The 23991-nt window shown below is 71.6% G+C and carries 22 protein-coding genes; 10 read left to right on the top strand and 12 right to left on the bottom strand.

The features are described 5' to 3' along the window. The first annotated feature begins 55 nt into the window (after window positions 1-55). From ACIBVQ_RS33080 to ACIBVQ_RS33090, 3 genes are all read left to right on the top strand, one after another. Window positions 56-226, top strand: coding sequence for a hypothetical protein (locus tag ACIBVQ_RS33080; RefSeq protein WP_352012995.1), 171 nt, complete (start codon window positions 56-58; stop codon window positions 224-226). A 96-nt stretch (window positions 227-322) separates the two neighbouring features. After that, window positions 323-1357, top strand: coding sequence for an NADPH:quinone reductase (locus ACIBVQ_RS33085; RefSeq protein WP_399182295.1), 1035 nt, complete (start codon window positions 323-325; stop codon window positions 1355-1357). A 130-nt stretch (window positions 1358-1487) separates the two neighbouring features. Then, window positions 1488-2861, top strand: coding sequence for an NADP-dependent succinic semialdehyde dehydrogenase (locus tag ACIBVQ_RS33090; protein ID WP_399182297.1), 1374 nt, complete (start codon window positions 1488-1490; stop codon window positions 2859-2861). Between the two features lie 67 nt (window positions 2862-2928). Here ACIBVQ_RS33090 and glyA read toward each other — a convergent pair whose 3' ends face one another. Next, window positions 2929-4236 carry a serine hydroxymethyltransferase gene (gene glyA / locus ACIBVQ_RS33095; protein ID WP_399182299.1) on the bottom strand — a complete coding sequence of 436 codons (1308 nt, stop codon included), beginning with the start codon at window positions 4234-4236 and terminating at the stop codon, window positions 2929-2931. A gap of 116 nt (window positions 4237-4352) precedes the next feature. Between glyA and ACIBVQ_RS33100 the strand changes: the two genes are divergently transcribed. Together ACIBVQ_RS33100 and ACIBVQ_RS33105 are read left to right on the top strand one after the other, a co-directional pair. Further along, window positions 4353-5402: a helix-turn-helix domain-containing protein gene (locus ACIBVQ_RS33100; protein WP_352012991.1), complete on the top strand. Its 1050-nt coding sequence runs from the start codon at window positions 4353-4355 to the stop codon at window positions 5400-5402. A 39-nt stretch (window positions 5403-5441) separates the two neighbouring features. Then, a complete protein-coding gene (locus ACIBVQ_RS33105; RefSeq protein WP_362777641.1) occupies window positions 5442-5591 on the top strand; it encodes a hypothetical protein in 150 nt (49 codons plus the stop codon). A gap of 10 nt (window positions 5592-5601) precedes the next feature. On the opposite strand, the gene ACIBVQ_RS33110 is transcribed toward ACIBVQ_RS33105, so the two are convergent. From ACIBVQ_RS33110 to ACIBVQ_RS33120, 3 genes are read right to left on the bottom strand one after another with little or no spacing between them, the layout of a single operon-like run. Further along, window positions 5602-6114, bottom strand: a complete 513-nt coding sequence (locus ACIBVQ_RS33110) for an ATP-binding protein (protein WP_399182302.1) — start codon at window positions 6112-6114, stop codon at window positions 5602-5604. 51 nt (window positions 6115-6165) lie between these two features. After that, a complete protein-coding gene (locus ACIBVQ_RS33115; RefSeq protein WP_399182304.1) occupies window positions 6166-6471 on the bottom strand; it encodes a DUF4031 domain-containing protein in 306 nt (101 codons plus the stop codon). Next, window positions 6468-7019: a helix-turn-helix domain-containing protein gene (locus tag ACIBVQ_RS33120; RefSeq protein ID WP_352012987.1), complete on the bottom strand. Its 552-nt coding sequence runs from the start codon at window positions 7017-7019 to the stop codon at window positions 6468-6470. The genes ACIBVQ_RS33115 and ACIBVQ_RS33120 overlap by 4 nt, the downstream gene beginning before the upstream one ends. Window positions 7020-7135: 116 nt before the next feature. On the opposite strand from ACIBVQ_RS33120, the gene ACIBVQ_RS33125 reads away from it, so the two are divergent. Further along, window positions 7136-8710, top strand: coding sequence for an MDR family MFS transporter (locus tag ACIBVQ_RS33125; protein WP_399182306.1), 1575 nt, complete (start codon window positions 7136-7138; stop codon window positions 8708-8710). Window positions 8711-8810: 100 nt separating this feature from the next. Continuing rightward, entirely contained in the window at window positions 8811-9773 is a 963-nt protein-coding gene (locus ACIBVQ_RS33130; RefSeq protein ID WP_352012985.1) for a GNAT family N-acetyltransferase, read from the top strand. Between the two features lie 46 nt (window positions 9774-9819). On the opposite strand, the gene ACIBVQ_RS33135 is transcribed toward ACIBVQ_RS33130, so the two are convergent. Further along, window positions 9820-11199 carry an MFS transporter gene (locus ACIBVQ_RS33135; protein WP_399182308.1) on the bottom strand — a complete coding sequence of 460 codons (1380 nt, stop codon included), beginning with the start codon at window positions 11197-11199 and terminating at the stop codon, window positions 9820-9822. Window positions 11200-11301: 102 nt separating this feature from the next. Here ACIBVQ_RS33135 and ACIBVQ_RS33140 point away from each other — a divergent pair, with 102 nt between their 5' ends. Together ACIBVQ_RS33140 and ACIBVQ_RS33145 are read left to right on the top strand one after the other, a co-directional pair. Then, window positions 11302-12168, top strand: a complete 867-nt coding sequence (locus ACIBVQ_RS33140; protein WP_399182310.1) for a helix-turn-helix transcriptional regulator — start codon at window positions 11302-11304, stop codon at window positions 12166-12168. A 134-nt stretch (window positions 12169-12302) separates the two neighbouring features. Then, entirely contained in the window at window positions 12303-12740 is a 438-nt protein-coding gene (locus ACIBVQ_RS33145) for a nucleoside deaminase (RefSeq protein ID WP_362915728.1), read from the top strand. A 1-nt stretch (window position 12741) separates the two neighbouring features. Here ACIBVQ_RS33145 and ACIBVQ_RS33150 read toward each other — a convergent pair whose 3' ends face one another. The 5 genes from ACIBVQ_RS33150 to ACIBVQ_RS33170 form a co-directional block, all read right to left on the bottom strand. Then, entirely contained in the window at window positions 12742-14058 is a 1317-nt protein-coding gene (locus tag ACIBVQ_RS33150; protein ID WP_399182312.1) for an AAA family ATPase, read from the bottom strand. Then, window positions 14055-15524: a hypothetical protein gene (locus ACIBVQ_RS33155; protein WP_399182314.1), complete on the bottom strand. Its 1470-nt coding sequence runs from the start codon at window positions 15522-15524 to the stop codon at window positions 14055-14057. The genes ACIBVQ_RS33150 and ACIBVQ_RS33155 overlap by 4 nt, the downstream gene beginning before the upstream one ends. Continuing rightward, complete coding sequence (locus ACIBVQ_RS33160; RefSeq protein ID WP_352012979.1) at window positions 15521-16621, bottom strand: hypothetical protein; 1101 nt, start codon at window positions 16619-16621, stop codon at window positions 15521-15523. The genes ACIBVQ_RS33155 and ACIBVQ_RS33160 overlap by 4 nt, the downstream gene beginning before the upstream one ends. After that, window positions 16618-17388, bottom strand: coding sequence for a hypothetical protein (locus ACIBVQ_RS33165; RefSeq protein ID WP_399182317.1), 771 nt, complete (start codon window positions 17386-17388; stop codon window positions 16618-16620). The genes ACIBVQ_RS33160 and ACIBVQ_RS33165 overlap by 4 nt, the downstream gene beginning before the upstream one ends. 110 nt (window positions 17389-17498) lie before the next feature. Continuing rightward, the gene (locus ACIBVQ_RS33170) at window positions 17499-19544 is read right to left on the bottom strand and encodes a HelD family protein (protein ID WP_399182323.1); all 2046 of its coding nucleotides are present in this window, start codon (window positions 19542-19544) and stop codon (window positions 17499-17501) included. A 63-nt stretch (window positions 19545-19607) separates the two neighbouring features. Between ACIBVQ_RS33170 and ACIBVQ_RS33175 the strand changes: the two genes are divergently transcribed. Continuing rightward, the gene (locus tag ACIBVQ_RS33175) at window positions 19608-20213 is read left to right on the top strand and encodes a TetR family transcriptional regulator (RefSeq protein WP_352012977.1); all 606 of its coding nucleotides are present in this window, start codon (window positions 19608-19610) and stop codon (window positions 20211-20213) included. A gap of 72 nt (window positions 20214-20285) precedes the next feature. Here ACIBVQ_RS33175 and gndA read toward each other — a convergent pair whose 3' ends face one another. Together gndA and ACIBVQ_RS33185 are read right to left on the bottom strand one after the other, a co-directional pair. After that, window positions 20286-21716 (bottom strand): NADP-dependent phosphogluconate dehydrogenase, encoded by a 1431-nt coding sequence (gene gndA / locus ACIBVQ_RS33180; RefSeq protein WP_362777663.1) that lies wholly within the window; start codon window positions 21714-21716, stop codon window positions 20286-20288. A 119-nt stretch (window positions 21717-21835) separates the two neighbouring features. Next, a complete protein-coding gene (locus ACIBVQ_RS33185) occupies window positions 21836-23500 on the bottom strand; it encodes a serine/threonine-protein kinase (RefSeq protein WP_399182319.1) in 1665 nt (554 codons plus the stop codon). Between the last annotated feature and the right edge of the window lie 491 nt (window positions 23501-23991).

Here is a 23991-nt window from a genome sequence, read left to right on the forward strand (position 1 = left end):
CTGACTTCGGGTTCTGGCTCTGCCGCTGGTCCGTGCCGGGTCGTAGCGTGGAGACATGGGACGGATTCTGTTGATTGTGGCGGCCGTGGTGCTCGCCTTCTTCCTGCTCGGCTCGCTTCTGGGCTTCGTCGTCGGCCTCATCAAGTGGGCCCTGATCCTCGGTCTGATCGCCGTGGCCGCCGGTTTCGTGGTCAAGCTCTTCCGCTCCTCCAGCCTCAGGGGCTGACGGGGCCAGGCCCGCGGAGCCGTTCTCCTCACGGCGGTTCCGCGGGGGCAAGGAGGGCACGGGAATAAGCCGCTCTAAACGGAGATTTCCTCCGGTATGAGAGCGATCATCTACACCGAGACCGGCGGCCCCGAGGTCCTGCGCCTGGTCGAACGGCCCGTTCCCGAGCCGGGACCGGGTGAGGTCAGGGTCCGCGTGGTCCTGTCCGCCGTCAACCCCAGCGACTGGAAGTTCCGCGCGGACGACTCAGGCCCCACCTTCCCCGAGGTGGTGCCGAACCAGGACGGCTCCGGAGTCGTGGACGCGGTCGGCGAGGGAGTCGACGGGCTGCGGCAGGGCGATCGTGTCTGGATCTGGGAGGCCGCCTGGCAACGCCCGGACGGCACCGCCCAGGAGTTCGTGGTGCTGCCCGCCCGGCAGGCCGTACGGCTTCCCGGGGAGGCCTCCTTCGAGGTGGGCGCGGCGCTCGGGATCCCGGCGCTGACCGCGCACCGTTGCCTCACCGTGGCCGACGGCACGGCGGCGGGCGGTGGCGCGGGACGGCTGGCGCCGGGTGCTCTCGCGGGCCGCACCGTGCTGGTCGCGGGTGGGGCGGGCGCGGTCGGCAACGCCGCGATCCAGCTCGCCAGATGGGCGGGCGCCACGGTCGTCACCACGGTCAGCGGGCCGGAGAAGGCCGCGCTCGCGACCGCGGCCGGGGCCCACCATGTCGTGAACTACCGCGAGGGGGACGCCGCCGCCGAGATCAGGCAGGTCGCCCCGGGAGGCGTCGACGTCGTCGTCGAGGTGGCCCCCGTGGTGAACCTCACCCTCGACCTCGCGGTCCTGGCCCCCGCGGGAACCGTCGCGGTCTACGCCGTGGACGGCGGTCCCGCCGAGCTTCTCCTGCCGCTGGGGCCGGTCGCGGCGGGCAACCTCCGCTACCAGGGCGTCCTGGTCTACACGGTGCCCGAGACCGCCAAGCTGGCCGCCGTCGAGGACGTCTCGGCCGCCGTCGCCGCGGGTGCGCTGCGCGTGGGGGAGGAGGCCGGGCTGCCGATCATCCGCTTCCCCCTGGAGCGCGCCGCCGACGCCCACGCGGCGGTCGAGGAAGGAGCCGTCGGCAAGGTCGTCATCGAGGTCGGCGCCTGAGCTCTGTTTCCTCCGGGTCTGAACGGATATCTGGGGAAGGTAGGGGCAGGACGCCCGCCGTACCCGCCCCTGTCCGGCAGGTCCCGATTCCGGCCGCCGTCCGGGGGCGGCGGCCGTCGAGGAGGCAGTGATGGCGATCGCGACGGTAAACCCGGCCACCGGTGAGACCCTGAAGACCTTCGAGCCGCTGGACGAGCGGGAGGTCGAGGAACGGCTCGCGCGCGCCGCGGCCGACTTCCTGACCCACCGGACGACCGGTTTCGGGCAGCGGTCGGCCTGGATGCGCGCGGCGGCCGACCTGCTCGAAGGCGAGCTTGAGGAGACGGCCCGTCTCATGACGACCGAGATGGGCAAGACGCTGGTCTCGGCCCGCGCGGAGGCGGCCAAGTGCGTGACGGGGATGCGCTACTACGCCGACAACGCCGAGGCGCTCCTGGCCGACGAGCCGGGGGACGCGCGGGCCGTGGGGGCGCGGCGCGCCTACGCGCGCTACCAGCCGCTGGGGCCCGTGCTCGCGGTGATGCCGTGGAACTTCCCGCTCTGGCAGGTGATCCGCTTCGCCGCGCCGGCGCTCATGGCGGGCAACGTGGGGCTGCTCAAGCACGCCTCGAACGTCCCGCAGACCGCGCTCTACCTGGGGGAGCTCTTCACCAGGGCGGGTTTCCCCGCGGGCTGCTTCCAGACCCTGCTCATCGGTTCGTCGCAGGTCGAACGGGTGCTGAGGGACAGACGGGTGGTCGCGGCGACCCTGACCGGCTCGGAGCCCGCGGGCCGCTCCGTCGCGTCGATCGCGGGTTCCGAGGTCAAGAAGACCGTCCTTGAGCTGGGCGGTTCCGACCCCTACGTGGTGATGCCGTCGGCGGACGTCGAGGCCGCCGTCTCGACCGCCGTCACCGCCAGGGTGCAGAACAACGGCCAGTCCTGCATCGCGGCCAAGCGCTTCATCGTGCACGCCGACGTCTACGACGAGTTCGAGGGCCGCTTCGTCGAACGCATGGAGTCGCTGCGGGTCGGCGACCCCATGGACGAGGAGACCGACGTCGGGCCGCTGGCGACCGAGCAGGGGCTCGACGACCTGGAGAGGCTGGTCGCCGACGCGGCGGGACGCGGCGCGCGGGTGCTGTGCGGCGGGGTGAGCCCCGACCGGCCCGGCTGGTTCTACGAGCCGACCGTGCTGAGCGGTGTCACCCGGGAGATGAAGCTGTTCCTGGAGGAGTCGTTCGGCCCGGTGGCCTCGCTGTACCGGGTGGAGGACGTCGAGGAGGCCGTCGCGCTCGCCAACGCCACCTCCTTCGGGCTCGGCGCGAACGCCTGGACCACCGACGAGCGCGAGCAGGAGCGCCTCATCACCGAGCTGGAGGCCGGGATGGTCGCCGTCAACGGCATGGTGGTCTCCTACCCGCAGCTGCCCTTCGGCGGCATAAGGAACTCCGGGTACGGCAGGGAGCTGTCCGCCCACGGCATCCGGGAGTTCTGCAACCTCAAGACGGTCTGGATCGGCTGAGGGGAAAGGCGCGCGGACCGGCCCGCCAGGGGCGCGCGGCCCCAGGGGGTCGCGGGCCGGTCCGGGATCAGGGGATGGAACGGCGCAGCCCGACCGTGTCCCGCAGGACCTCGGCCGGGTCGTGGCCGTCGATCAGCAGCCTGCGCATCAGCGCCGCGACAGGCCGCATCGTGCCGGGGGTGAACCCCCGGCGGGTGACCTCCTGGGTGCCGATGCGCAGACCCCGCATCGGCTCGCCGGGAGCCTGGTCGGGCAGGCCGATGCCGCTGAGGTAGACGCCGCCCTCGGCCAGCCGCCGGGCCGCCTCGTCCCCGCCGCCGAACGCCGCGGCGTCGACCGCGACGTGGTGGGAGACCGTCCAGCCCAGGTCGGCCGCCGCCACGGAGAAGCCCTCCTCGGTCAGCGCGGCGGCCAGGGCGTGCGCGTTCGCGATACAGGCGTCGGCGTAACGCGGGCCCCCGGCGGCGTGCTCGGCCGCCGTCACGGCCAGCGGGGCCAGCCGGGAGGCGTCGTAGTTGGCGGTCAGCCCGGGGTAGGCGGCGGCGGAGACCCGGTGGGCGAGGTCCTCCTCACGCGTCACGACGGCCGCCCCGGGAGGGCCGCCGAAGGACTTGTAGGTGGACATGGTCAGCAGGTGGGCGCCCTCCAGCAGAGGGCGCTGGAAACGACCGCCCGCGATCAGCCCGGCCACGTGCGAGGCGTCGTAGAGCAGCACCGCCTCCACCTCGTCGCACGCCGCCCGCACCTGTGCGACGTCGTGCGGGAACAGCATCAGGCTGGCCCCGATCACCACCAGGACGGGCCGGTGCTCGCGCAGGAAACCCGGCAGGGCGTCGTGGTCGATGCCGAACCCGGCCGCGTCGTAGGGCAGGTCGACGACCCGCAGGCCCCGGATTCCGGCGGCGCCCTGGACGTGGTGGCTGGCGTGCCCGCCCGCCGCCTCGGGCAGGACCGCGATCGTGTCGCCGGGGACGGCGAAGGCGGTGTAGCAGGCCAGGTTGGCCAGGGTCGCGCTCTGCAGCCTGACCTCGGCGAACTCGCCGCCCATCAGGGAGGCGACCCCCAGCGGGGCGAGCACCTCCAGCACGTCCAGCTCGTCGAGGCCGGTCTGGAACTTCTCCCCGGGCCAGCCCATGGAGGGACGGCAGGCCGCCGACAGCTCGTGGGCCGCCCTGGCGCGCTCGCTCATCGTGTTGGTGCCCGCGTAGAGCACGACGCCGTCCTCGTCGAGCCTGCTGCGGTGTCCGGCGAGCGCCGCGCCGACCGTCCGCACGACCTCGTCGAGCCCCAGGCCCTCGGCCGCGGCCTCAAGCTCCGCCAGACGTCGTTGCGCCCTGGGCGAGGCCCACGGGGCGATGCGGCTGCGCTCCTGCACGGCGGTCTCCCTTCACGAGACCCTCTCACTGAACGTGCAAGCGACGGTACGGCCCGCGCCCCGGCCAGTCATCGTCCTGCCAGCGGAGACCTTTCATACATCTGTAGGATTCGACGGTGATCGGCGATGAAGTCCAGGATCTCCTCGATTCCCTGGCCGCGACCGTGGGACGGGGCGTCGCGGTGGACGATCCCGAGGGCCAGGTCGTCGCGCACAGCGTCCACCACGGCGAGGTCGACCAGGTCCGCGCCCAGGCGATCCTGTCCCGTTCCGTCCCCGCCGAGGTCAGCGCCTGGCAGGAGGCCCACGGCGTGGCCACGGCCCGCGTTCCGGTCAGGGTGCCCGCGAACCCGGCGCTGGGCATGGCGGCCAGGCTCTGCGTTCCTCTTCTCCACCAGGGCAGGCGTGTCGGCCTGCTGTGGATCATCGAGGGGAGGACGCCGCTGAGCCAGGAGGAGGAGGCCGGGGCCGTACGGGACGCCGCCGCCATCGCCGCCCTCCTCGACGGCGGAGGAGGGTCGGGCACGCTGCGGGGGTTGCTGACCGGCGGGATACCCGCGGCGCGGGCCGCCGCGGTGCTCGGCGAGGGGCCGCTGCGCCTGCTGGCCCTGCGCGGTGAGCGGGGGGAGCCGGGCCGGGCGGTCGAGGAGGAACTGGCCGGGACGCGGCGCCCTCCCGCCTTCACGGTCCTCGACCGGCACGCCGTACTGCTGCTGAACGGCGGGCAGGACGCGACCGCGCTGGCCGGACGGCTGGTGGCCCGTACCGGGGGCGCGGCGGGGCTCAGCGCGGTGCACGCCGGGCTCGGGACCGTCAGGCGCGCCCACCGGGAGGCGGTCGCCGCGGCCAGGGCGGCGGTCGCGGAGCCCGCGCTCGGGCCGGTGGCGAGCTGGCCGGACCTGGGCGTCTACCGGCTGCTCGCCGAGCCGGGGCGGATCTCCCCCGGACCGCTCCACGAGCATCCGGCCCTGGCCGCCACCCTGGAGACCTATCTGGACAGCGGAGGGGACGCGCAGGAGACCGCCAGACTGCTCCACCTGCACCGCACGAGCCTGTACTACCGGCTGACACGGATCGAGGAGATCACCGGACGCAGCCTGAAGGACGGAGCCGACAGGCTGGAACTCCACCTCGCGTTGAAGCTGGCACGCTGGAACGCGGTGTAGCGGCCGGATAAACCGGGCAAAGCTGTGCAGGTGCGGCAGTTGATCAGTGAGCTTGTCAGCGTTCTGGTCGTTGTCGGCCTCATCGGCCTGGCGGCGCTTCTCGTCTCCGTGGTCGTCCTCGTCGCGATGGTGACGCTGGCCGCCTCCACCCTGCGCGGACGCGGCGGGCCGGCACGACGCCGGCGCTGAGGGCCCCGGTTCACCTTGCCCTGGCGTGCTCCTGCTCTCGCCGGGCGTCTCCCGGCAGGGAACGGTCCACCCCGTCGTGCCGCACGTGCTCCTCGTCGAGCAGCAGCGACAGCCCCGGGGCGTCCTGGACGAAGCGCAGGTTCTTCTCCAGGCAGACGACGGATCCCCGCTCGGGGCGGCTGGTGAAGCGGATGTCGTCGGCCAGCGCCCTCATGATGAGCAGGCCGCGGCCGTGCTCCGAGGTCGGCGAGGGAGCCCGCGTCCCGGAGAAGTCGAACCCCTCGCCCGTGTCGATCACCTTGATGACGCAGCGGTCACTGAAGAGCTCGGTGCTCACCATGTAGTCGTCGCTCGGGATGGCGTGCTGGATCACGTTGGAACACGCCTCCGAGAGCATGAGCAGGATGTCCTCGCGCACCTGTGGCTCGACCCCCAGGGCGCGGAGCGCCGCGTCGAGCAGTTGCCTGATGACCGGAACGCTAGCCGCGTCACGCGGCAGGCGGAGCGTGATTGTGGCCTCCACGGTCCCTCCTTCACGGTTGCCCGCTGAGAGCCCTGCCCCAGCCCGCCCGTCCTAACCGGGACGAACGGCATCTCCTGAATCGCCCGTCCCGGAACGCCTGGTCTTGCGCCTGCGCAGACCGGAGGCGACCAGCCGGGTGAGGAGCTCCCGGGAGGAGACCGGCTGCGCCCCGAGGGAGACGGCGCGCTCGTAGACGGTCTCCGGGACGTCGTAGTGGTCGCGGTCGAAGGCCCTGGCGGGCACGCCGAGCCATTCGGCGAAGGCGTGCAGCTCCTCGGTGGAACTGTCGCTGACCAGGTGGGACCAGAGCAGGCCGCAGGGACCCGGCCAGGCGGGCGGGTCGATGAGGACGCTCACCGGCGCAGCAGTTCGAGCGCGACCTCAAGGGCGGCGTCCCTGCGCTCGTCGTCGCTGATCTCCTCGTCCCTGAGGAGGAACCAGGAGGCGTGCAGGGCGAACAGCGACATCGAGTTCCTCAGCCGGGTCGCCGTGGGATCGCCGGGCTCGACGAGGATGGTGAGCATCTCGAACATCTGGTGGCGGACCCGCTCCATCGTCGGGTGGCCCTTGAACGAGGCCTGGTTGCGCTCTATGAGACGCATGATCTCGTGGTGCCTGCCCCGGCGCAGGTCCTCGGCGTAGCGGCGTACCAGTTCGCGTCTGGTCTCCTCGGTGCGCGGCTGGGACTTGGCCCACTCGATCAGCTCGTCGAAGGCGTACTGCCGGGCCTCGACGAGACTGGTGATGATCTCGTCCTTGCTCTTGAAGTGGTAGTAGAGGGCGGCCTTGGTCACGCCGAGCGCCTCGGCGATCTCGCGGAGTGAGGTCGCCTCGTAGCCCTGTTCGATGAACAGTTTCAGGGCCGTTTCCTGGATGCGAGTCCGGGTGTCGGCGTTTTCGCTCATGGTTCCCTTTGCGGTGGAATTAACTTGACGGCCGGTAAGTAGGCGCCCTACATTTCCCATCATATCCGACACTAGCCGGTCGGCAAGTAAGCAAGATCCACTAGGGGGCAACGAAAGTGAAGGAGACCGCGACCGCGCCGGCGCGGCAACGTGAGGTCATGGTGGTGCTGCCGGGCCTCATGCTGGCGATGGTCCTGGCCATGCTCGACAACATGATCGTCGGTACGGCGATGCCACGCATCGTGGGGGAGCTCGGCGGCCTGACCCACCTGTCCTGGGTGGTCACCGCCTACGTGCTCGGCACCACCGTGTCGACCCCCATCTGGGGCAAGATCGGGGACCTGTACGGCAGGAAGAACATCTTCCTCGCCTCCATCGTGATCTTCATGATCGGTTCGGCGCTCTGTGGCATGGCCGGTTCGGAGATGCTGGGCGGCACCGCGGACGGCATGAACCAGCTCATCGGCTTCCGCGCGCTCCAGGGGCTGGGCGCGGGCGGCCTGATGGTCAACGCCATGGCCATCATCGGCGACCTCGTCCCGCCCCGTGAGCGCGGCCAGTACCAGGGCATCATGGCCGGTGTGATGGCGCTCGCGATGATCGCGGGACCGCTCGTGGGCGGCTTCATCACCGACAACCTCAACTGGCGCTGGGCCTTCTACGTGAACCTGCCCGTCGGGTTCGTCGCGCTCGCGCTGCTGGCCGTCACGCTCAAGCTGCCGAGATACCGCACCGAGCACCGCATCGACTGGGTCGGCGCGGTCCTGCTCTCGGTCGGCATCACCGCCCTGGTCCTCATCACCACCTGGGGCGGCAACGACTACGACTGGAACTCGCCGCAGATCATCGGCCTCGCCGCGGGCGCCGTGGTCAGCCTGGCCCTCTTCATCGTGGTCGAGCGCAGGGTCGTCGAGCCGATCATGCCGCTCAACGTGTTCCGCGACCGCAACTTCAGCCTGATCTCCGTGGTCGGCTTCCTGCTCGGCTTCGCCATGTTCGGCGCCATCAACTTCCTGCCGCTGTTCCAGCAGACCGTCCAGGGCGCCTCGGCGACCAACTCCGGCCTGCTCCTGCTGCCGATGATGGGCGCGGCCATGGTGGTCTCGCTGTTCGTCGGCCGGGCCATCACCAAGACGGGCAAGTACAAGATCTACCCGGTCCTCGGCGGCGTGATCATGGCGGTCGCCATGTGGCTGCTGTCCACGCAGACGGTCGACACCCCCTCCTGGCGTACCGGCGTCTACATCGCGGTGCTGGGCCTGGGCATGGGCTTCCTGATGCAGACCACCATGCTGATCGCGCAGAACAGCGTCGAGCAGAAGGACCTGGGCGTGGCCAGCAGCGCCTCGACCTTCTTCAGGTCCATCGGCGGCTCGTTCGGCGTCTCCCTGTTCGGCGCCATCTTCACCCACCAGCTCACCGCCAACCTGACGAGCAAGCTGGGGGAGGCGGGCGGGAAGCTCGCGTCGAGCGGAGGCCAGTTCAACCCCGCGGCCCTGCACGAGCTGCCGGCCGGCGTGCGCACCGGATTCCTTGAGTCCCTGGCGTCGTCGATCGGCTCGGTGTTCACCTGGGCGATCCTCTTCGCCGTCCTGGTGCCGCTGGCGGCGGTCTTCATCAAGGAGATCCCGCTGCGTGGCGGCTCCGACCAGGGCGCGGACGAGTCGACCCCGGTCGCGGTGCTCGACTGAACGGCGGGGCGAGACTTGGACGGCGGCGAGCAAGACTTGGACGGCGGCGAGCAAGTTCTCACCCAGTGATCGCCAAGTCCCTCCTCCCAGACTGGGTGGCATGAACACAACGACGACAATCGTCACCGCCGCCGGGTACACCACCCGGCGGCCGGGGACCGGCGACGCGGTCGAGATCCACCGGCTGATCTCCCTGTGCGACACGCAGGTGATCGGCAAGGCCGACATGACCCTCGACGACGTCACCGACCAGCTGAACGAGCCCGACTTCGACGGGGAGAAGGACGGCTGGGTCGTCCACGACACGTCGGGCCGCCTGGTCGCCTGGGCCTGGGTCTGCCGCAAGGGCACGGGCGACAACATGGACGTCGACGTGGTCGTGCACCCCGACGCCGCCGAGCTCACCGGCGCCCTGTGGGACGCGGTCACCGAACGGGCGGCCGAGATCGCCGCCGAACTCGGCCACGACAGGGCCGTGGTGGACATCGCCCTGTACCGGGAGGACAGCGGCAAGCGGGCCCTGGCCGCCGCCCGGGGCTTCGTCGCCGCGACGAGCTTCATCCGCCTCCTGACCGACCACGGCGCCTCGGTCCCCGAGCCCGCCGCCCCGGCCGGGGTGACGGTCCACCACGGGACGAGCGAGGAGGTACGGCGTCAGGGCCACGCCGTACAGCAGGAGGGCTTCGCCGAGCACTTCGGGTTCACGCCCAAGGACTACGACGAGTGGTTCGCCGACCTGGACTCCTCGGCCAGCACCGACTGGGCGCAGCTCATGGTCGCCAGGGTGGACGGCGAGCCCGCCGCGATGCTGCTGGGCACCGACGCCTTCGCCGGGGACGAGAACTCGGGCTATGTCCGCCAGCTCGCGGTGCTGCCCCGCTTCCGGGGACGCGGCCTGGGCCGGTTCATGCTGCGCCGGGCGTTCGCCGCGGACGCCGCGCGCGGCCGGGTCGGCACCTACCTGCACGTGGACGCCAACAACAGCACCCCCGCCCTGGACCTGTACCTCTCGGTCGGCATGCGGCAGGTGCTGGCCATCGACGTCTGGCGCAGGACCGTCTGACCAGGCCTCCCCGCGGGCCGTACGGCCCGGCCCGCGGGACGGGACCTCAGCGCCGCAGCAGCGGCAGCGCGCAGGCCGCGGTGACCAGCGTCGCCGCGGCCAGGACCACCCCGACGGCCGTCATCGACGCCCCGCCCAGGTACAGCGTGCCGAAGGTGGCCACCCCGACGACCTGGCCGAGCTGGGTCACCATGACGAACAGCCCGCTGGCGTCCGAGGCGTGCTCGGGCGCCACATGGGTGAGCGCGATCGTGAGCACCGGGCTGAAGACCGCGCCCATGCCGAACCCGGCGACGGCCTGCGTGATCCACAGCAGCGGCTGGCCGTGGTCGCCACCGCTCAGCGCGAGGGCCAGACCCAGGTAGCCGAGCGCCGCCACGACGAGCCCGGAGACGACCATGGGCCGCCTGAACCGCTCGGGGACCCGCCGCCAGTTGAGGCTGGAGACGGTGAACGCGGCCGCGGCGGGGACGAAGGTCAGGCCGGCCCGCAGCGGGCTGTCACCCAAGGCGCCCTGCAGGTGCAGGGCGAGGCCGAACAGGTATCCGCCGTAGCACGTCATCAGCCCGAAGACGGTCAGCACCGAGGGGATCACACCCTTGGCCATGAGCACCCGCGCGGGCACGAGCGGAGCGGCCGAACGCCGCTCGACCAGCGCGAAGATCCCCGCGAAGGCCACGCTCACCCCCATCGAGACCCACCCCCACAGCGGCCAGTCCTGCTCGTGGCCCAGCACCAGCGGCACCACCAGCAGACTCACCGCGAGAGAGAGCGTGACCAGGCCCGGCAGGTCCAGCGGGCGGTGCAGACGCGGTCCGCCCGAGGGCAGCAGCCGTACGCCCGTGACGAGCAGGGCCAGTCCGATCGGCACGTTCACCAGGAACACCGGGCGCCACGCGGTGCCGAACAGGTCGGCGGAGACCAGCGTGCCACCCAGCACCTGCCCGATCACGGCGGCCCCCGAGATCACCGTGGCGTACAGGCTGAGCGCGCGGGCCCGCGCGGCCCCCTCGAAGTTCGTCTGGATCATGATCAGCACCTGGGGCACCATCAGGGCGGCTCCCGCGCCCTGCAGGAGCCGGAAGGCGATGAGCTGCCCGGCGGAGGCGGCCAGGCCGCAGGCCAGGGAGGCGACGGTGAAGACGGTCAGGCCGGTCAGGAACAGCGGGCGTCCGCCGTACCGGCCGCCGAGCCGGGCACCGGTGATCAGCAGCATCGCGTAGGCGATGGTGTATCCGGAGATGATCAACTGGAGCCCGGAGCCCGAGGTGCCCAGGTCCGAGCGGATCACCGGGGAGGCGACGTTGACGATGGAGACGTCCAGGATCGCCATGAACTGCCCGGTCAGGATCACCGTGAGCAGCCGGCGGTTACGGGAGGAGGCCGAGAGAGCGGCCGGGGCCTCCAAGATCAGTGGCGCGGTCATGGAGAAGACTGTGAGGGCGGGCGGATACCGGTAACGAGAGCCTGCTGATCCTGGTACCGACACCACCTGGCAACGGCTTTCCCCGTCGGCCAGCATGGGGGGATGACCATGACCAGCCGGCGTGCCCGACGGGCGGAGCTGGCCTCGTTCCTGCGCAGCCGCCGCGACCGCATCACCCCCGAGGCCGTCGGACTGCCCCCCGGGTCGCGGCGCCGTACGCCGGGCCTGCGGCGCGAGGAGGTGGCCATGCTCGCCGGGGTCGGCGTCACCTGGTACACCTGGCTCGAACAGGGACGTCCGATCAACGTCAGCGTCCAGGTGCTCGACGCGATCTCCAGGACGCTCCGTCTCGACGAGGCCGAGCGCGAACACCTGTACCGGCTCGCCGACCTGCCGAGCGTGCCCCAGTCACCCGGCGGCGGCGGTCTCGAACCGGAGGTCCAGCTCATCCTGGACCAGCTCGACCCGATGCCCGCCGTCGTCTACAACGGCCGCTACGACGTGCTCGCCTGGAACCGGGCGTACGGAGCGCTGTTCCCGAAGGTCGTCAAGGCCCCGCAGGCCACCCGCAACGCGCTCTGGCAGATCTTCGTCACCCGTTCCTGCTGCCTCCCGATGACCAACCGCGAGGCCGAGCTGCCCCAGATGGTGGCGACCCTGCGGGCGGGCTTCGGGAGGCACCTCGGCGAGCCCGCCTGGGACGACTTCGTCCGCGTGCTGTCGGCCGAGAGCCCCGAGTTCGCGCGGATGTGGGCGGCCCACGACGTGGCCAGGCCCGGCAGCAGGATGAAGATGTTCCGGCACTGCCAGGCGGGGCTGGTCCGCACGGTCTCCACGAGCCTGAGCCTGTCGGCGCCCGCGGAGGCGCGGATGGTCGTCTACACCCCGGTCGACGAGGAGAGCCGCGAACGCATCGCCTGGATCAGCGCGAACCCCGAGGTGTCCCCGGTCGCCGAGCACGTCCACTGACCCCGATAGCCTGAACGGGTGCGAACCCGGCGTCGCGCCCCGTTCGACGGCGGCCCCGGCGAGGCCCTCGACCCGGCAGCGAAACAGCGGATGCCCGCCGTCGGCTGGGACCTTCACCCGCGAACGGAGCGACCATGACACACCAAGCCACGACACACGACGAGGAACGACTCCTGCGCCGCGCGATCGAACTCGCCGCGCAGGCTCGGGCGGGCGGCAACCCGCCCTTCGGGTCGCTGCTGGCGGACGGGAACGGCCGGGTGATCGCCGAGGAGCGCAACACCACCCTCACCGACGCCGACATAACCGCGCACCCGGAGTTGAAACTGGCCCGCTGGGCGGCCCGCGAACTCGGCCCGGAGACCGCGGCCGCCACGACCATGTACACCAGCTGCCAGCCCTGCCCCATGTGCGAGGGGGCGATCCGGCGCTCCGGACTCGGCCGTGTCGTGTTCGCCCTCTCCGGCGAGCAGCTCAACGCCCTCAAACCGGGTGGCGACTTCCCTGAGGTGCCGCAGCAGGGCCCCACCCTGTACGACGAGGCCCGCGTCCCGGTGGAGGGCTACTACTGAGTCAGTGCGCGGCGACCCGGTGCTTGGCCAGGTGGGCCAGCACCGCCTGGTTGGCCTCCCAGCCGTCGGGGAACTTCACCGGCACCCCGAGCTGGACCGGCTCCGCGGACGGGTGGGCGTCGAGCAGTTCGGGGATGCCCGCCCTGGCGACCACGACGCAGGCGTGCCGGTGCCGTGAGGCCAGCACACACAGCCGTCCCGACTCCAGATGGAAGGCGGTGGCGTCCCGGCGCCCGGACAGCGGGTGGAGCACGATCGTCACGTCGTACTCCCGGCCCTGGAGCCGGTTGGCGGTGTCGACCGTGATCTCCTCGGGCACCCCGGCGGCGCGGATCGCGGTCACCTGGTCGCGGTGCGCGGCGCCGATGGCGATCCGGTCCGCCGTCACCCGGTGGCTGCCCCGCTCGGAGTGCGCGACCGGCGCCCGCTGCAGCAGCCGTACGGCCAGCAGCGCGACCGCCTGCACCGCCTCGGCGTCCGTGCGCACGGTGTGACGGCTGGGCAGCTCGTACAGCGCCCACCCGGAGGCGGCGGCCTCCTCCAGCGCCCGGTCGTAGGAGGTGCGCATGCCGTTCACGGTCAGTTCGAGCGAGCGGTCACGGTGCTCGGTCCCCGCCCTGAACCCGGTGAACGGGTAGAACGCCTCGGAGACCACCGGCGCCGCCGAGGCGGGCAGCCGCCAGGAGACCGGCAGCCGGTGCACGGGAAGATCGGGGTTGTGGCGCAGCAGCACCGAGACCGCGCTCTGCACCGGGTCCCAGGACAGGCCCGCCCAGCGGTCGCCGTCCACGATCGAGAACGGGTCGAGCTGGCCGGGGTCGCCGACGAACAGCGAGCGCTCGAACAGCGAGGCGATGCGCAGCAGTTTGTCCGAACGCATCTGGTAGGCCTCGTCCACGATCGCCCACGGCCAGGTCCGGTCGCCGACCCAGGCCCACTTGTCCGCGGTGGCGATCACCACCGCCGGGTCGCCCAGGTCGGGCAGCTTGCCCGCGACCGAGACGTTGGGGTGGGCAAGAACGCGAGGCGGCGTGACGTAGCCACTCGCGGAAAGCCGCCCGACGGTGAGATCGGGGTGATCGGTGGCCAGCCGCTCGACCAGGTCGTCCACCTGTTCGTTGGTCTGCGCCACGATCATCAGTGGCTCGCCCGTCTCGGCGATGTGCGCGGCGGCCTTGACCACCAGCGTGGACTTGCCCGCTCCGGGCGGGGAGTCGACGACCACGCCCCGGTTGCGGGGCAGGTCGGCCAGGACCTCGCCGACGACGGCCGCGGCGGCCTGCTGCGGCGTCATGTCCTCCGTGGGCCGTACCTTCATGACCACTCCTCCTGGGCGTCGTCGTCACCGGGCACGTACTCCTGCGGAGGCCCGCCGTGGGTCCACGGCGTCAGCTCCGGATCGGGCAGCGAGGCCGAGGACTGGAAGTCGTCGAGCAGCGAGGTGTAGGTGATCCGCTCTCCGGGTCCGGGCACCGCCCCCGGAGCGGGTGTCCTGCTCCGGCCCATCCCCTTGACGACCTTCAGGGTGATCTCGTCGCCGGAGACCTCGACGATCTCGGCGGCGTGCCCGCGCCGTTCCGGGCTGCCGACGACCACGCCCGGCGCCAGCCGTACCGGGTCGGCGGTGGTGACCGTGACCAGCGGCCTGAGCTTGCGCGAACGACCCTCGCCCTCGGTGTGCTCGGGGTCGGCGGCGGTGACCGTCCCGGTGAACGCCTCACCGGTCAGGCGGTACTCGGCCATGATCAGCGGGTCGTCGTAGGCGCGCTGCACGTCGTAGCTCGCCCTGGCGCGTTCGAGACCGGCCAGCCGGGCCGCGGCGCCGACCGCGCCGTCCCTGCGCGCCTGCGGCGGGCCACCCTCCGCGAGCCGTTCGGTGAAGCGGGTGAACGACCCCCGGTCGGTCTCCCAGCGGTCCCGTACCCGTGACCCCTCGGGCAGCGCGCGCAGCAGGTCGACCGCCCGCCACATCAGCCGCCACGTCGGATCGAGCTGGGTGCGCAGCGCCTGGGTGACACGTTCCACCGACCGCTCGGTCGGCGCCTCCTCGTAGGCGCGCATGGCCGGGGCGAGCACCTCGTTGTCGAAGCCCGGGTCCGTCGAGGGCCCCGCGGGAGGCCACAGCAGCGGATCCTCCGCCTCAAGCGCGGCCTGGGATCCGGTCATCCCGGCGGGAGGGTCGATCCAGCCGAGCAGCGCGGCCAGGTTGGCGTCCTCAAGGCCGCTCTGCCCGCTCGCCCAGTGCGCGCCGAGCGCCTCGGTCGCCGCCATCAGCAGGCAGGATCCCGGCTGCTGCGACCGGTCGGCGAAGTAGGTCAGCCACCGGCCGAGCAGCGGCACCGAGGGATGCACCGGATAGGGTCCGTCGACCCTGCGGAAACGGGTGGACCGGCCGAGCAGCCCGAGGAAGGCGACCCCCTGCCGGTTCGGCACCAGGATCTGCGGGGCGTCCAGGCACCGCTCGTACGGCTCGCCGCCCCGCCGCTCGACCGTCTCGGTGCCCTTGCAGAACCCCTCCACGTACGGCAGGACGACCTCGGCCAGTTCGGCGGCGAAGGCGAAACGGAGGTCCCGGTTACGCGGCTGGGGCACCACGAGCAGCCGGGGATGGCCGGGATCGCTGCCGACCATGGCGGCGAGCGGGGCCGCGGCCTCACCGGAGAGGCCGAGCGGGACGAACACCAGCGGCTGCGGGGCCAGGTGACAGTGCCTGACCGTGGTGACCGGCTGCGCGCTCCCGTCCCTGATGGCGCGCAGCCGCGCCAGCGCCGTCAGCGCGCTCATCGCAGGCACTCCTCGCGCAGCCGGTCCGCCAGCCGCAGCAGCCGGGCGATCTCCTCCTGGCCCTCGGCGGGTTCCAGGGTGCCCTCGGCGAGCCCGAGCGCCTCCGCCACGGTCGAGACCCCTCCGAGTTCGTCGCGGACCTGGCGGCCGAGCAGGTCGGTCGAGCCGTTTCCCCTGGCCTCGTCCCGGCAGAACATGCACATGTCACAGGTGGACAGGCAGTCGGGCGCGTAGCGGGCGGGCACCCGGGACAGGGCCTGGGCCACCTCCCCCGCGGGCCGGGTCGGCACGCCGTCCTGACCGGGGGCCAGGTCGAAGGTGAGCTCCTCGGGAAGCTCGTCGAGCAGGGTCTCGACCCGGGTCAGCCGGGTGAGCTGCCGCTTGAGCACCGCCAGCTGCCTGCGTACGTCGACCAGGCACGCCACGGGCCGGTTCGCGAAGTTCTCCGGGCAGACCAGGACCACCTCGTGGGAGACCCGTTCCGGGTCGTGTCCCAGGTCGGCCAGCAGCGCGCGCAGCGCCAGCACGTAGACCGCGGCCTGCCTGGCCGCGGCGGCGACCTTCCGCGGCTCGGCCTGCCCGTCGATCACGCTGAACGACTTGATCTCCACGATGTGGAAGCGCCCGCCGAGCTGGAAGGCGACCACGTCCGGCTCCAGGTAGCAGACGTGCCCGGCGATCTCCAGGCTGAGCAGCGGGTGGTCGTAGAAGACAGCGGCCTCCTCCTGCCGTGCGGCTCTGTCGACCAGGGCCCTGGTGTGGGAGTGGCGCAGATGGGCGCCGACGCTCTCCACGTCCTGGTAGCCGACCTCCGCGACGGGCAGTCCGAGCAGTTCGCGCAGCAGCCGGAGCAACTCGGCGCAGCCGTTCTCCTTCACCACGATCTCGAAGGAGTTCCCGCGGGTGATCGCGAACTGGGACTGGCCGAAGGGCGCGGGAAAGCCCATGTGCCTTGCCGTACGGTCCTTGTCGACTCCCGCGGCGTCCAGCAGCGCACGGCGTGCGCAGCCGGGGTTGGCGGCCAGCGCCGCGATGGCGCGGGCGTCGTGCGGGTGTGACGGCACGGGGCCGCGCAGCCTGTCCAGCCTGCCGTTCAACTCGCTCCCCTCAGGGTGCTCAGGGCGGCGGCGCCGAACAGCCGCTCGATGTCGGAAAGCTGCCTGCCCGCCCGCGCCGCGACCTCGGCTCGCTGCGCCGCGTCTCCGGCGTGGTGCACGTCGAGTTCGGCGCGTGCCGCGCGGATCGTGACCTCCGGGTCCGCGGGGGCGAGGCCCTCGACGGCTCCCGGGACGTTCTGCGCCATCCGCCGCAGTAACCGTCGGGCGCCCTGCGGCGGATCGGTCATGCGGATGATCCTGTCGGCGACGCGCATGGCCGAGACGAGGAAGTCGACACGTGGGCTCAGCGGCCCGAGCACCCTCCGCTCCGGCTCCCAGGTGCTGTCGGCGAGCAGCCCCCTGGCGGGGGAGAGGCGGTCGGTGAGCGCGGCGCACAGGTAGTAGGGGCGGGCGTAGGGGTCCCCGCGGAAGGAACGTTCCTCGTCCCTGCGCAGGCTGGTGAGCTGGGCGCCGCGCAGCGCGCCGGAGAAGAACGCCTCGTTCACCGCGACGATCATCCTGGCCGCGGAGGGCACCCCCAGCAGCGCCAGCGCCTGGTGCACCTGCTCTCTGACCGGCAGCAGCGGCGGCTCGGTCTCCCCGGTGGACTCATCTGTGCCGACCGCGCGGTCCCAGGCCTGCTCGGCCCGGCGCAGGTCTCCCCGCAGGGACCGCGCCAGCGTGTTGTCCCGCGCCTTGACCGCGCGCCGTACCTGGGCGCGGAGCTCGGTTATCCGCAGCTCCAGCGCGTCCAGTGATTCACTCACGGCACGGAGCGTAACAGGAGTTCCACCAGCCTCCCGCGTATTCCAGCGATTTCCAGCATTTCGCGGCGTTTCGTTGAGTGGATATATGCGGATAAAAGGGATATTTCTAGCTAAATGGCTGGGGTGATTCCGGCGGGCAGCGGGCGGGTGTGCACCACCTCCAGCCGCGAGACGGCACGGGTCAGCACGACGTAGAGCCGGTTCGCCCCCCTGGGCTCCGCCTCGACGACGGCCGCGGGCTCGGCCACGACCACGTGGTCGTACTCCAGTCCCTTGGCGAGCGTGGCGGGCACGGCGGTGACCCGGACGCCGTCGGACCCCTCGCCGAGGGCGGCGATCGCGACACCCTCGGCCCGGACCGCCTCGGCCAGGCCGTCGAGCGCGTCGTCCGCGGCCACGAGCGCGATCGAGCCCTCGTACCCCAGCGCCTCGCGCACCACCCGCGCCGCCGTACCGGGAAGATCGGACGTCCGGTGGAACCGCAGCAACCCGTCACCGCGGAACGAACGCGTCCTCGGCACGTCGACCGCCAGCTCGTCGAGCAGGCGGTTGGCCAGCCTGACGACCGCCCCGGGAACCCGGAACCCGGTCGTCAGGGTGACCGGTGCCGCTCCCGGCTTGCCCAGCGCGGCGAGCTGCTCCGGCCAGCTTCGCGCCGCCCAGGGCGTGGTGCCCTGCGCCAGGTCGCCCAGCACGGTGATCGAACCGTGCTCACTCCTGCGCGCGACGGCCCGGCACTGCATCGGTGACAGGTCCTGGGCCTCGTCCACGATGACGTGACCGTATCCCCTGGGACGCTCGATCAGGCCCGCCACCTCGTCGAGGAGCACGGCGTCGGCCTCCGACCACCTGGCGCTCTTGAACGAGCGCGGCGGACGTGACCACAGGATCGCCGACTGCTCGGCGGGGGTGAGGATCCCCTCGGCGGCCCCGGCCAGCACGTTCGGATCGGTGAGCAGCTCCGCCACGACCTCCCGGGGCCGCGCCACGGGCCACACCGTGTCCAGGAACTCCCTGACGGCCCTGCCGGTCCTCCTCGTCCACGCCGTGCCGGTCGTCTGTCCCCGAGCCTCGGCCCGCGCCCGCAGGAGGGAGACCAGCCGCGAGAGCACCCGCTCACGCCCGACCCCGTACGGCGGCGCCTCCCGCAGGACGTCGTCGACGACGCGCCGCAGTTCCTCCTCGGAGACCCGCCAGCGGTAGGCCCCGTCGGGCACGGTCAACGGGCCGCCGGGCCGTCTGACCCGCCCGTACAACGCCCTGCGCAGCACCTCGGCCATCCGCGCGTCGTGTTTGACCACCGCCGCGGCCTCGTCGTCGGAACCCTTCGGCGGCCCCTTGGACGGCTCCGGCGCCAGCAGCCGCCCCAGGGTCGTCTGCTCGACGTCCATCTCGCCGAGGGCGGGCAGCACGGCCGAGATGTAGCCGAGGAAGGCCTGGTTGGGACCGAGGATCAGCACACCGCTGCCGGCGAGCCTGCGCCGGTAGGTGTAGAGCAGGTAGGCGGCGCGGTGCAGGCCGACCGCGGTCTTCCCCGTGCCGGGCGCGCCCTGGACGCAGATCGACGTCTCAAGCCCGGTCCGCACCAGCTCGTCCTGCTCGGGCTGGATGGTGGCGACGATGTCACGCATCGGGCCGACACGGGGCCGTTCGATCTCCTCGGCCAGGATCCGGCTCGCCGTACCCGGCGCGCCGCCCTCGCCGAGTCGTTCGTCCTCGAAGCCGGTCAGGACGGGAGGCCACCCCGACCATCCGAACCGGCGGCGCGTCGTGACACCGCGGGAGTCGCGGACGTCGGCCTGGTAGAACACCGTCGAGACGGGTGCCCGCCAGTCGAGCACCAGCGGCTGACGGCCGGTCCCGCCGGAGATGTGCCGCCGCCCGATGTAGTAACGCCGCCCCCGGTGGTCGCCCGCGTCCGCCCCCGCGCCGAAGTCGAGACGGCCGAAGAACACGGGCCCCTCGGGCTCCTCGGCCAGCTCCTTGGCGAGGCTCTTGAGATGGCGCCCCAGCCGTTCGGCACTGTAGCGGTCGCCCGCCACATGCTCGCCGACGACGACGTTGAACCGTGCGCCGTCGAGCATCCCCCGCAGCGCCGCCCTGCATTCCTCCAGGTAGGACCGCTCCTCGTCGAGTCCGGTGCCGGTCACCAGCATCACCCCTCAAAGCTTAACCGAGTCAATATATTAACCCGGTTAACCACCTGTTAGGTTGGACGGGTGACAGGACTCCGGCAGCTCAAGAAACAGCAGGTCCACGACGCGATCTCCACGGCGGCCATCACCCTGTTCCTCGACCGGGGCTTCGACGAGGTGTCCGTCGCCGAGGTCGCCGCCGCCGCGGGGGTCTCCAAACCGACGCTGTTCAAGTACTTCGCCTCGAAGGAGGACCTCGTCCTCCACCGCATCTCCGACCACCACGAGGAGTCGGCACGAGTCGTACGGCACCGCGGCCGGGACGAGAGCCCCCTGGCCGCCCTCCACCGTCACTTCCTCGAAGGACTCCGCAGGCGCGACCCCGTGACAGGGCTCAACGACCACCCGACGGTGCTCGCCTACCACCGGATGATCTTCTCGACCCCCGGCCTGGCCGCCAGACTCGTGCACCACACGACCAAGGACGAGGAGGCCCTGGCCGAAGCGCTCAGGGAGGTCACGGACGAGCTCACCGCCCGACTCGTGGCCGCGCAGACGCTGGCCGTACAGCGGGTGCTGGCCAGGGAGAACTGGGCCAGGCTCACCCGGGGGGAGACCGCCGACGAGGTCTACCCGTCGGCGGTCGCCGCCGCCGACCACGCGTTCGGCCTGCTGCCCCAGCCGGGCTGACCGGAACGGCCGCGCACAGGAACGGGGTGCCGCCCCCGAAGGGACGACACCCCGCGACATCGGAGGCCGGGCTCAGGCGCCCACCTCGGAGCGGTCACCGGACCACAGGGTGTGGAAGGCGCCCTCCCGGTCCGTCCGCTGGTAGGTGTGCGCGCCGAAGAAGTCGCGCTGCCCCTGGATCAGGGCGGCGGGCAGCCGCTCGGCGCGCAGCGAGTCGTAGTAGGCGAGCGCCGTGGAGAAACCGGGCACCGGAATGCCCAGCTCGGCCGCCTTCGCCACCACCCGCCGCCACGAGTCCTGCGCCAGGCCGAGCGCCTCGACGAAGATCGGCGCGGTCAGCAGCGTCACCGGCGGCGTGCTCTCCTCGTAGGCCTCGCGGATCCGGTCCAGGAAGACCGCCCTGATGATGCAGCCACCCCGCCAGATCGTGGCCAGCGCGCCCGGATCGACGTCCCAGCCGTACTCGGCGCTCCCCGCCCTGATCTGGTCGAACCCCTGCGCGTAGGCGATGATCTTCGACGCGTACAGCGCCCGCCGTACGTCCTCGACGAAGTCGTCACCGAGCGTCCGATCGGGCACGGGCGTGGGGCCGGGGAGCCCGCGGGCGGCCTCCCGCAGGTCGGCGTGACCGGAGACCGAACGGGCGAAGACGGCCTCGGCGATACCGCTCACCGGCACACCCAGGTCGAGCGCGATCTGCACCGTCCAGCGCCCGGTGCCCTTCTGCTCGGCCCGGTCGGCGATCACGTCGACCAGCGGCCCGCCGGTCGAGGCGTCCACCTGCCTGAGCACCTCGGCGGTGATCTCGATCAGGTAGGAGGACAGCTCACCCCGGTTCCACTCGTCGAAGACGTCGGCGAGCCGCGAGGGCTCCAGCCCGGCCCCCTGCCTGAGCAGGTCGTAGGCCTCGGCGATGAGCTGCATGTCGGCGTACTCGATGCCGTTGTGCACCATCTTGACGAAGTGACCGGCCCCGTCGGGACCGATGTGCGTACAGCACGGCACCCCGTCCACCTTCGCCGCGATGTCCTCGAACAACGGCCCGAGCGCCGCGTACGACTCCTTCGAACCGCCGGGCATGATGCTCGGCCCGAGCAACGCGCCCTCCTCGCCGCCCGAGACCCCGGCGCCGACGAAGTGGATGCCCCGTTCCCGAAGCGCCGCCTCACGCCTGCGGGTGTCGAGGAAGTGCGCGTTGCCGCCGTCGACGAGCATGTCACCCGGTTCGAGCAACGGGGCGAACTCCTCGATCACCGCGTCCGTCGGCGCCCCGGCCTTGACCATGATGAGGACACGGCGGGGACGTTCGAGCGCCGCGACGAACTCCTCCGGAGTCTCACAGGCGACGAAGGTTCCCTCGTCCCCGTGCTCCTCGACCAGCTTCGTGGTCCGTGACAGAGACCTGTTGTGCACCGCGACCACATGCCCGTGCCTGGCGAGGTTGCGGGCCAGATTCGCCCCCATCACCGCCAGGCCGGTCACACCTATCTGCGCCTGAGTCATGTTGTGACACCCCCTATTACGTTCAAGGATGCCCAGTCTGCACCGATCGCTCCCCACAGCGCGCGCCGAGCCGCGCCGACGCCCGGAGCCGGCTCAGGGCCGGGTCCCAGGGCCGGGTCTCAGGGCCGGAAGGACGACCCCGCCCGGTCGCCGCCGACAACGCTCCCGAGACAGCGGTAGGTCCGCACCCCTGAGGCGAACCGCTCCTTCGAGGGCGGCAACACCGCGATCTGCCAGTCCGAGGGAGTGATCTTGACGGCGGCGCCGCGCCGGGAGCTGAGCATGACCGACGACGCGCACACCTTGCGCACCATCGGATCGCGCTCGGCGGCCCCCGCGTCGTAGGTGAGGCCGCCCGGCAGCGTGGCGATCGCGAACGTCTCCCACGCGTGCGGCTCCTCACACTTGACGGGCCGCGCCGACGCGTCCCCCGCGATCACGACGAGTCCGCCCCAGCACTCGGCCTTCTGCACGCACGAGGCATGGCCACCGGGCACGGCCGCCGCGGGACAGTCCAGGGTGAACGTGGCGACCTCGGCGTTCGTCCCCTGAGCCCCCGTACCGGCGCCCCCGGCCTCGGAGGTGTCCGCGAGGCCGCCGACGGAGGCGCCCTGACCGAAGTTCTCCATGATCATCAGCCCGACCCCGGCCAACAGCAGGATCACGAAGGCGGCCGCGACCGCGACGAACACCCGGGTGTTCGAGGCGCCGGCGGCGGGCGCCGCCGCGTCCTTGGCCGGTGACTGGGTCACGCCGAGCTCCTGCAGACCGGGTGAGGTCATGTGCGCGCGCATCACCTCTCTGCCCGACCCCGGCCGCGCCCCCGGCACGCCGTACGAAGCGTGCCCCCCGGTCTGAGGAGTGGGACGGGGCCCGGAGGCGTACGGAGGCGGTACCGGGACGGACGGCGGTGGAACGGGAGAGGGACGCGGCGGCATCGGCCTGCCGTCCCGGGCCCCCCGTTCCAGGTGCAGATCGGTGAGGGCGTCCCGCAGGGCCGCGACCGAGGGGGTGCGTCGCGCGGGATCGCTGTCCATGGCCTGACGGAGTACGGCGGTCAGCTCCGGCGGCACACCGGGGATCTCCGGGATCGGCAGCCGGTGCAGGGCCATGATGACCGCGATGTTGGCCACCCCGCTCTCCGGAAACCGGGGAGGACGCCCGGACAACAACGCGTAGAGAGTGGCGGAGAGGGAGTAGACGTCTCCCGCCGTGGAGGGCTCCGTCAGGTCGAACGCCTCGGGCGGCGCGTAGGCGGGGGTGAGCGACTCTCTGGTCACCGAGGCCTCGCCCCCCGCGGAGGGCATGGTCGCCAGCCCGAAGTCGGACAGCACCACGTTGCCGTACCGGTTGATCAGGATGTTGGCCGGCTTGATGTCCCGGTGCAGCACCCCCGCGGAGTGGGCGGCGGCCAGCGCATCGGCGATCCGGACGCCGATGTCGGCGACCTCGGCGGGAGCCAGCGGCCCCTCCGCACGCAACCGGTCGAGCAGCGACCCTCCAGGACACAGCTCCAGCACCATGTACGGCCTGCCGTCGGCCAGCACTCCGGCGTCATAGACATGGGCCACGTGCGGATGCCCCGACAGGGCTCCCGCCGAGGTGACCTCCCGCATGAAGCGCCGCCGGTCACGCTCGGAGAGCAGAACGCGGTTGTCGACCTTGAGCGCGACCTCCCGGTCGACCGCCAGCTGCCGGGCCCGGTAGACGATCCCGAAACCGCCTTGGCCGAGTACGCCGGATATGTCGTAGCCGGGTACTGAAAAGGCGCCCGCTTCAGCCATCTGCCACCTCCTGACGACGGGCAGATTATCGGAGTTCAGCGTCGTCCCGGCTGTGTGACCGGCCCTGATTTGACGACGTCCCTCGGGGGACATAGAGTCACCAGGCCCGAGGGCGCCGACGATGTCGGTGAGACCCCGGGAACCCCTTCTGACTCACTCTCGACCGAGACACGTGTGTCCCGGTCGCTTCGGTTCGACACGTTCCGGATGTCAGAGTAAGTTGGAAGGGTTGCTCCGGAGACGGGGCGGTCTGAAATTCCTCGGACAGGCTTTATCGAAGAAAATGCGATCCGGTCGGATCGATTTGACACGAAAAAGCGGGTCTGAAAGAATAAAGACACAACGAAATGAACGAAACGAAACGCCCCGGAATTCCGGCCGGTAAAACGGTTCGGGGGGACGGTGAACGCGTCCGTTTCTTGAGAACTCAACAGTGTGCTAAAAGCCAGTGCATGAAGCACAAACCCGTCCTAACGCACGACATGGCGACA

It is taken from the genome of Streptosporangium sp. NPDC049376, assembly GCF_044466505.1.
GTDB lineage: Bacteria > Actinomycetota > Actinomycetes > Streptosporangiales > Streptosporangiaceae > Streptosporangium.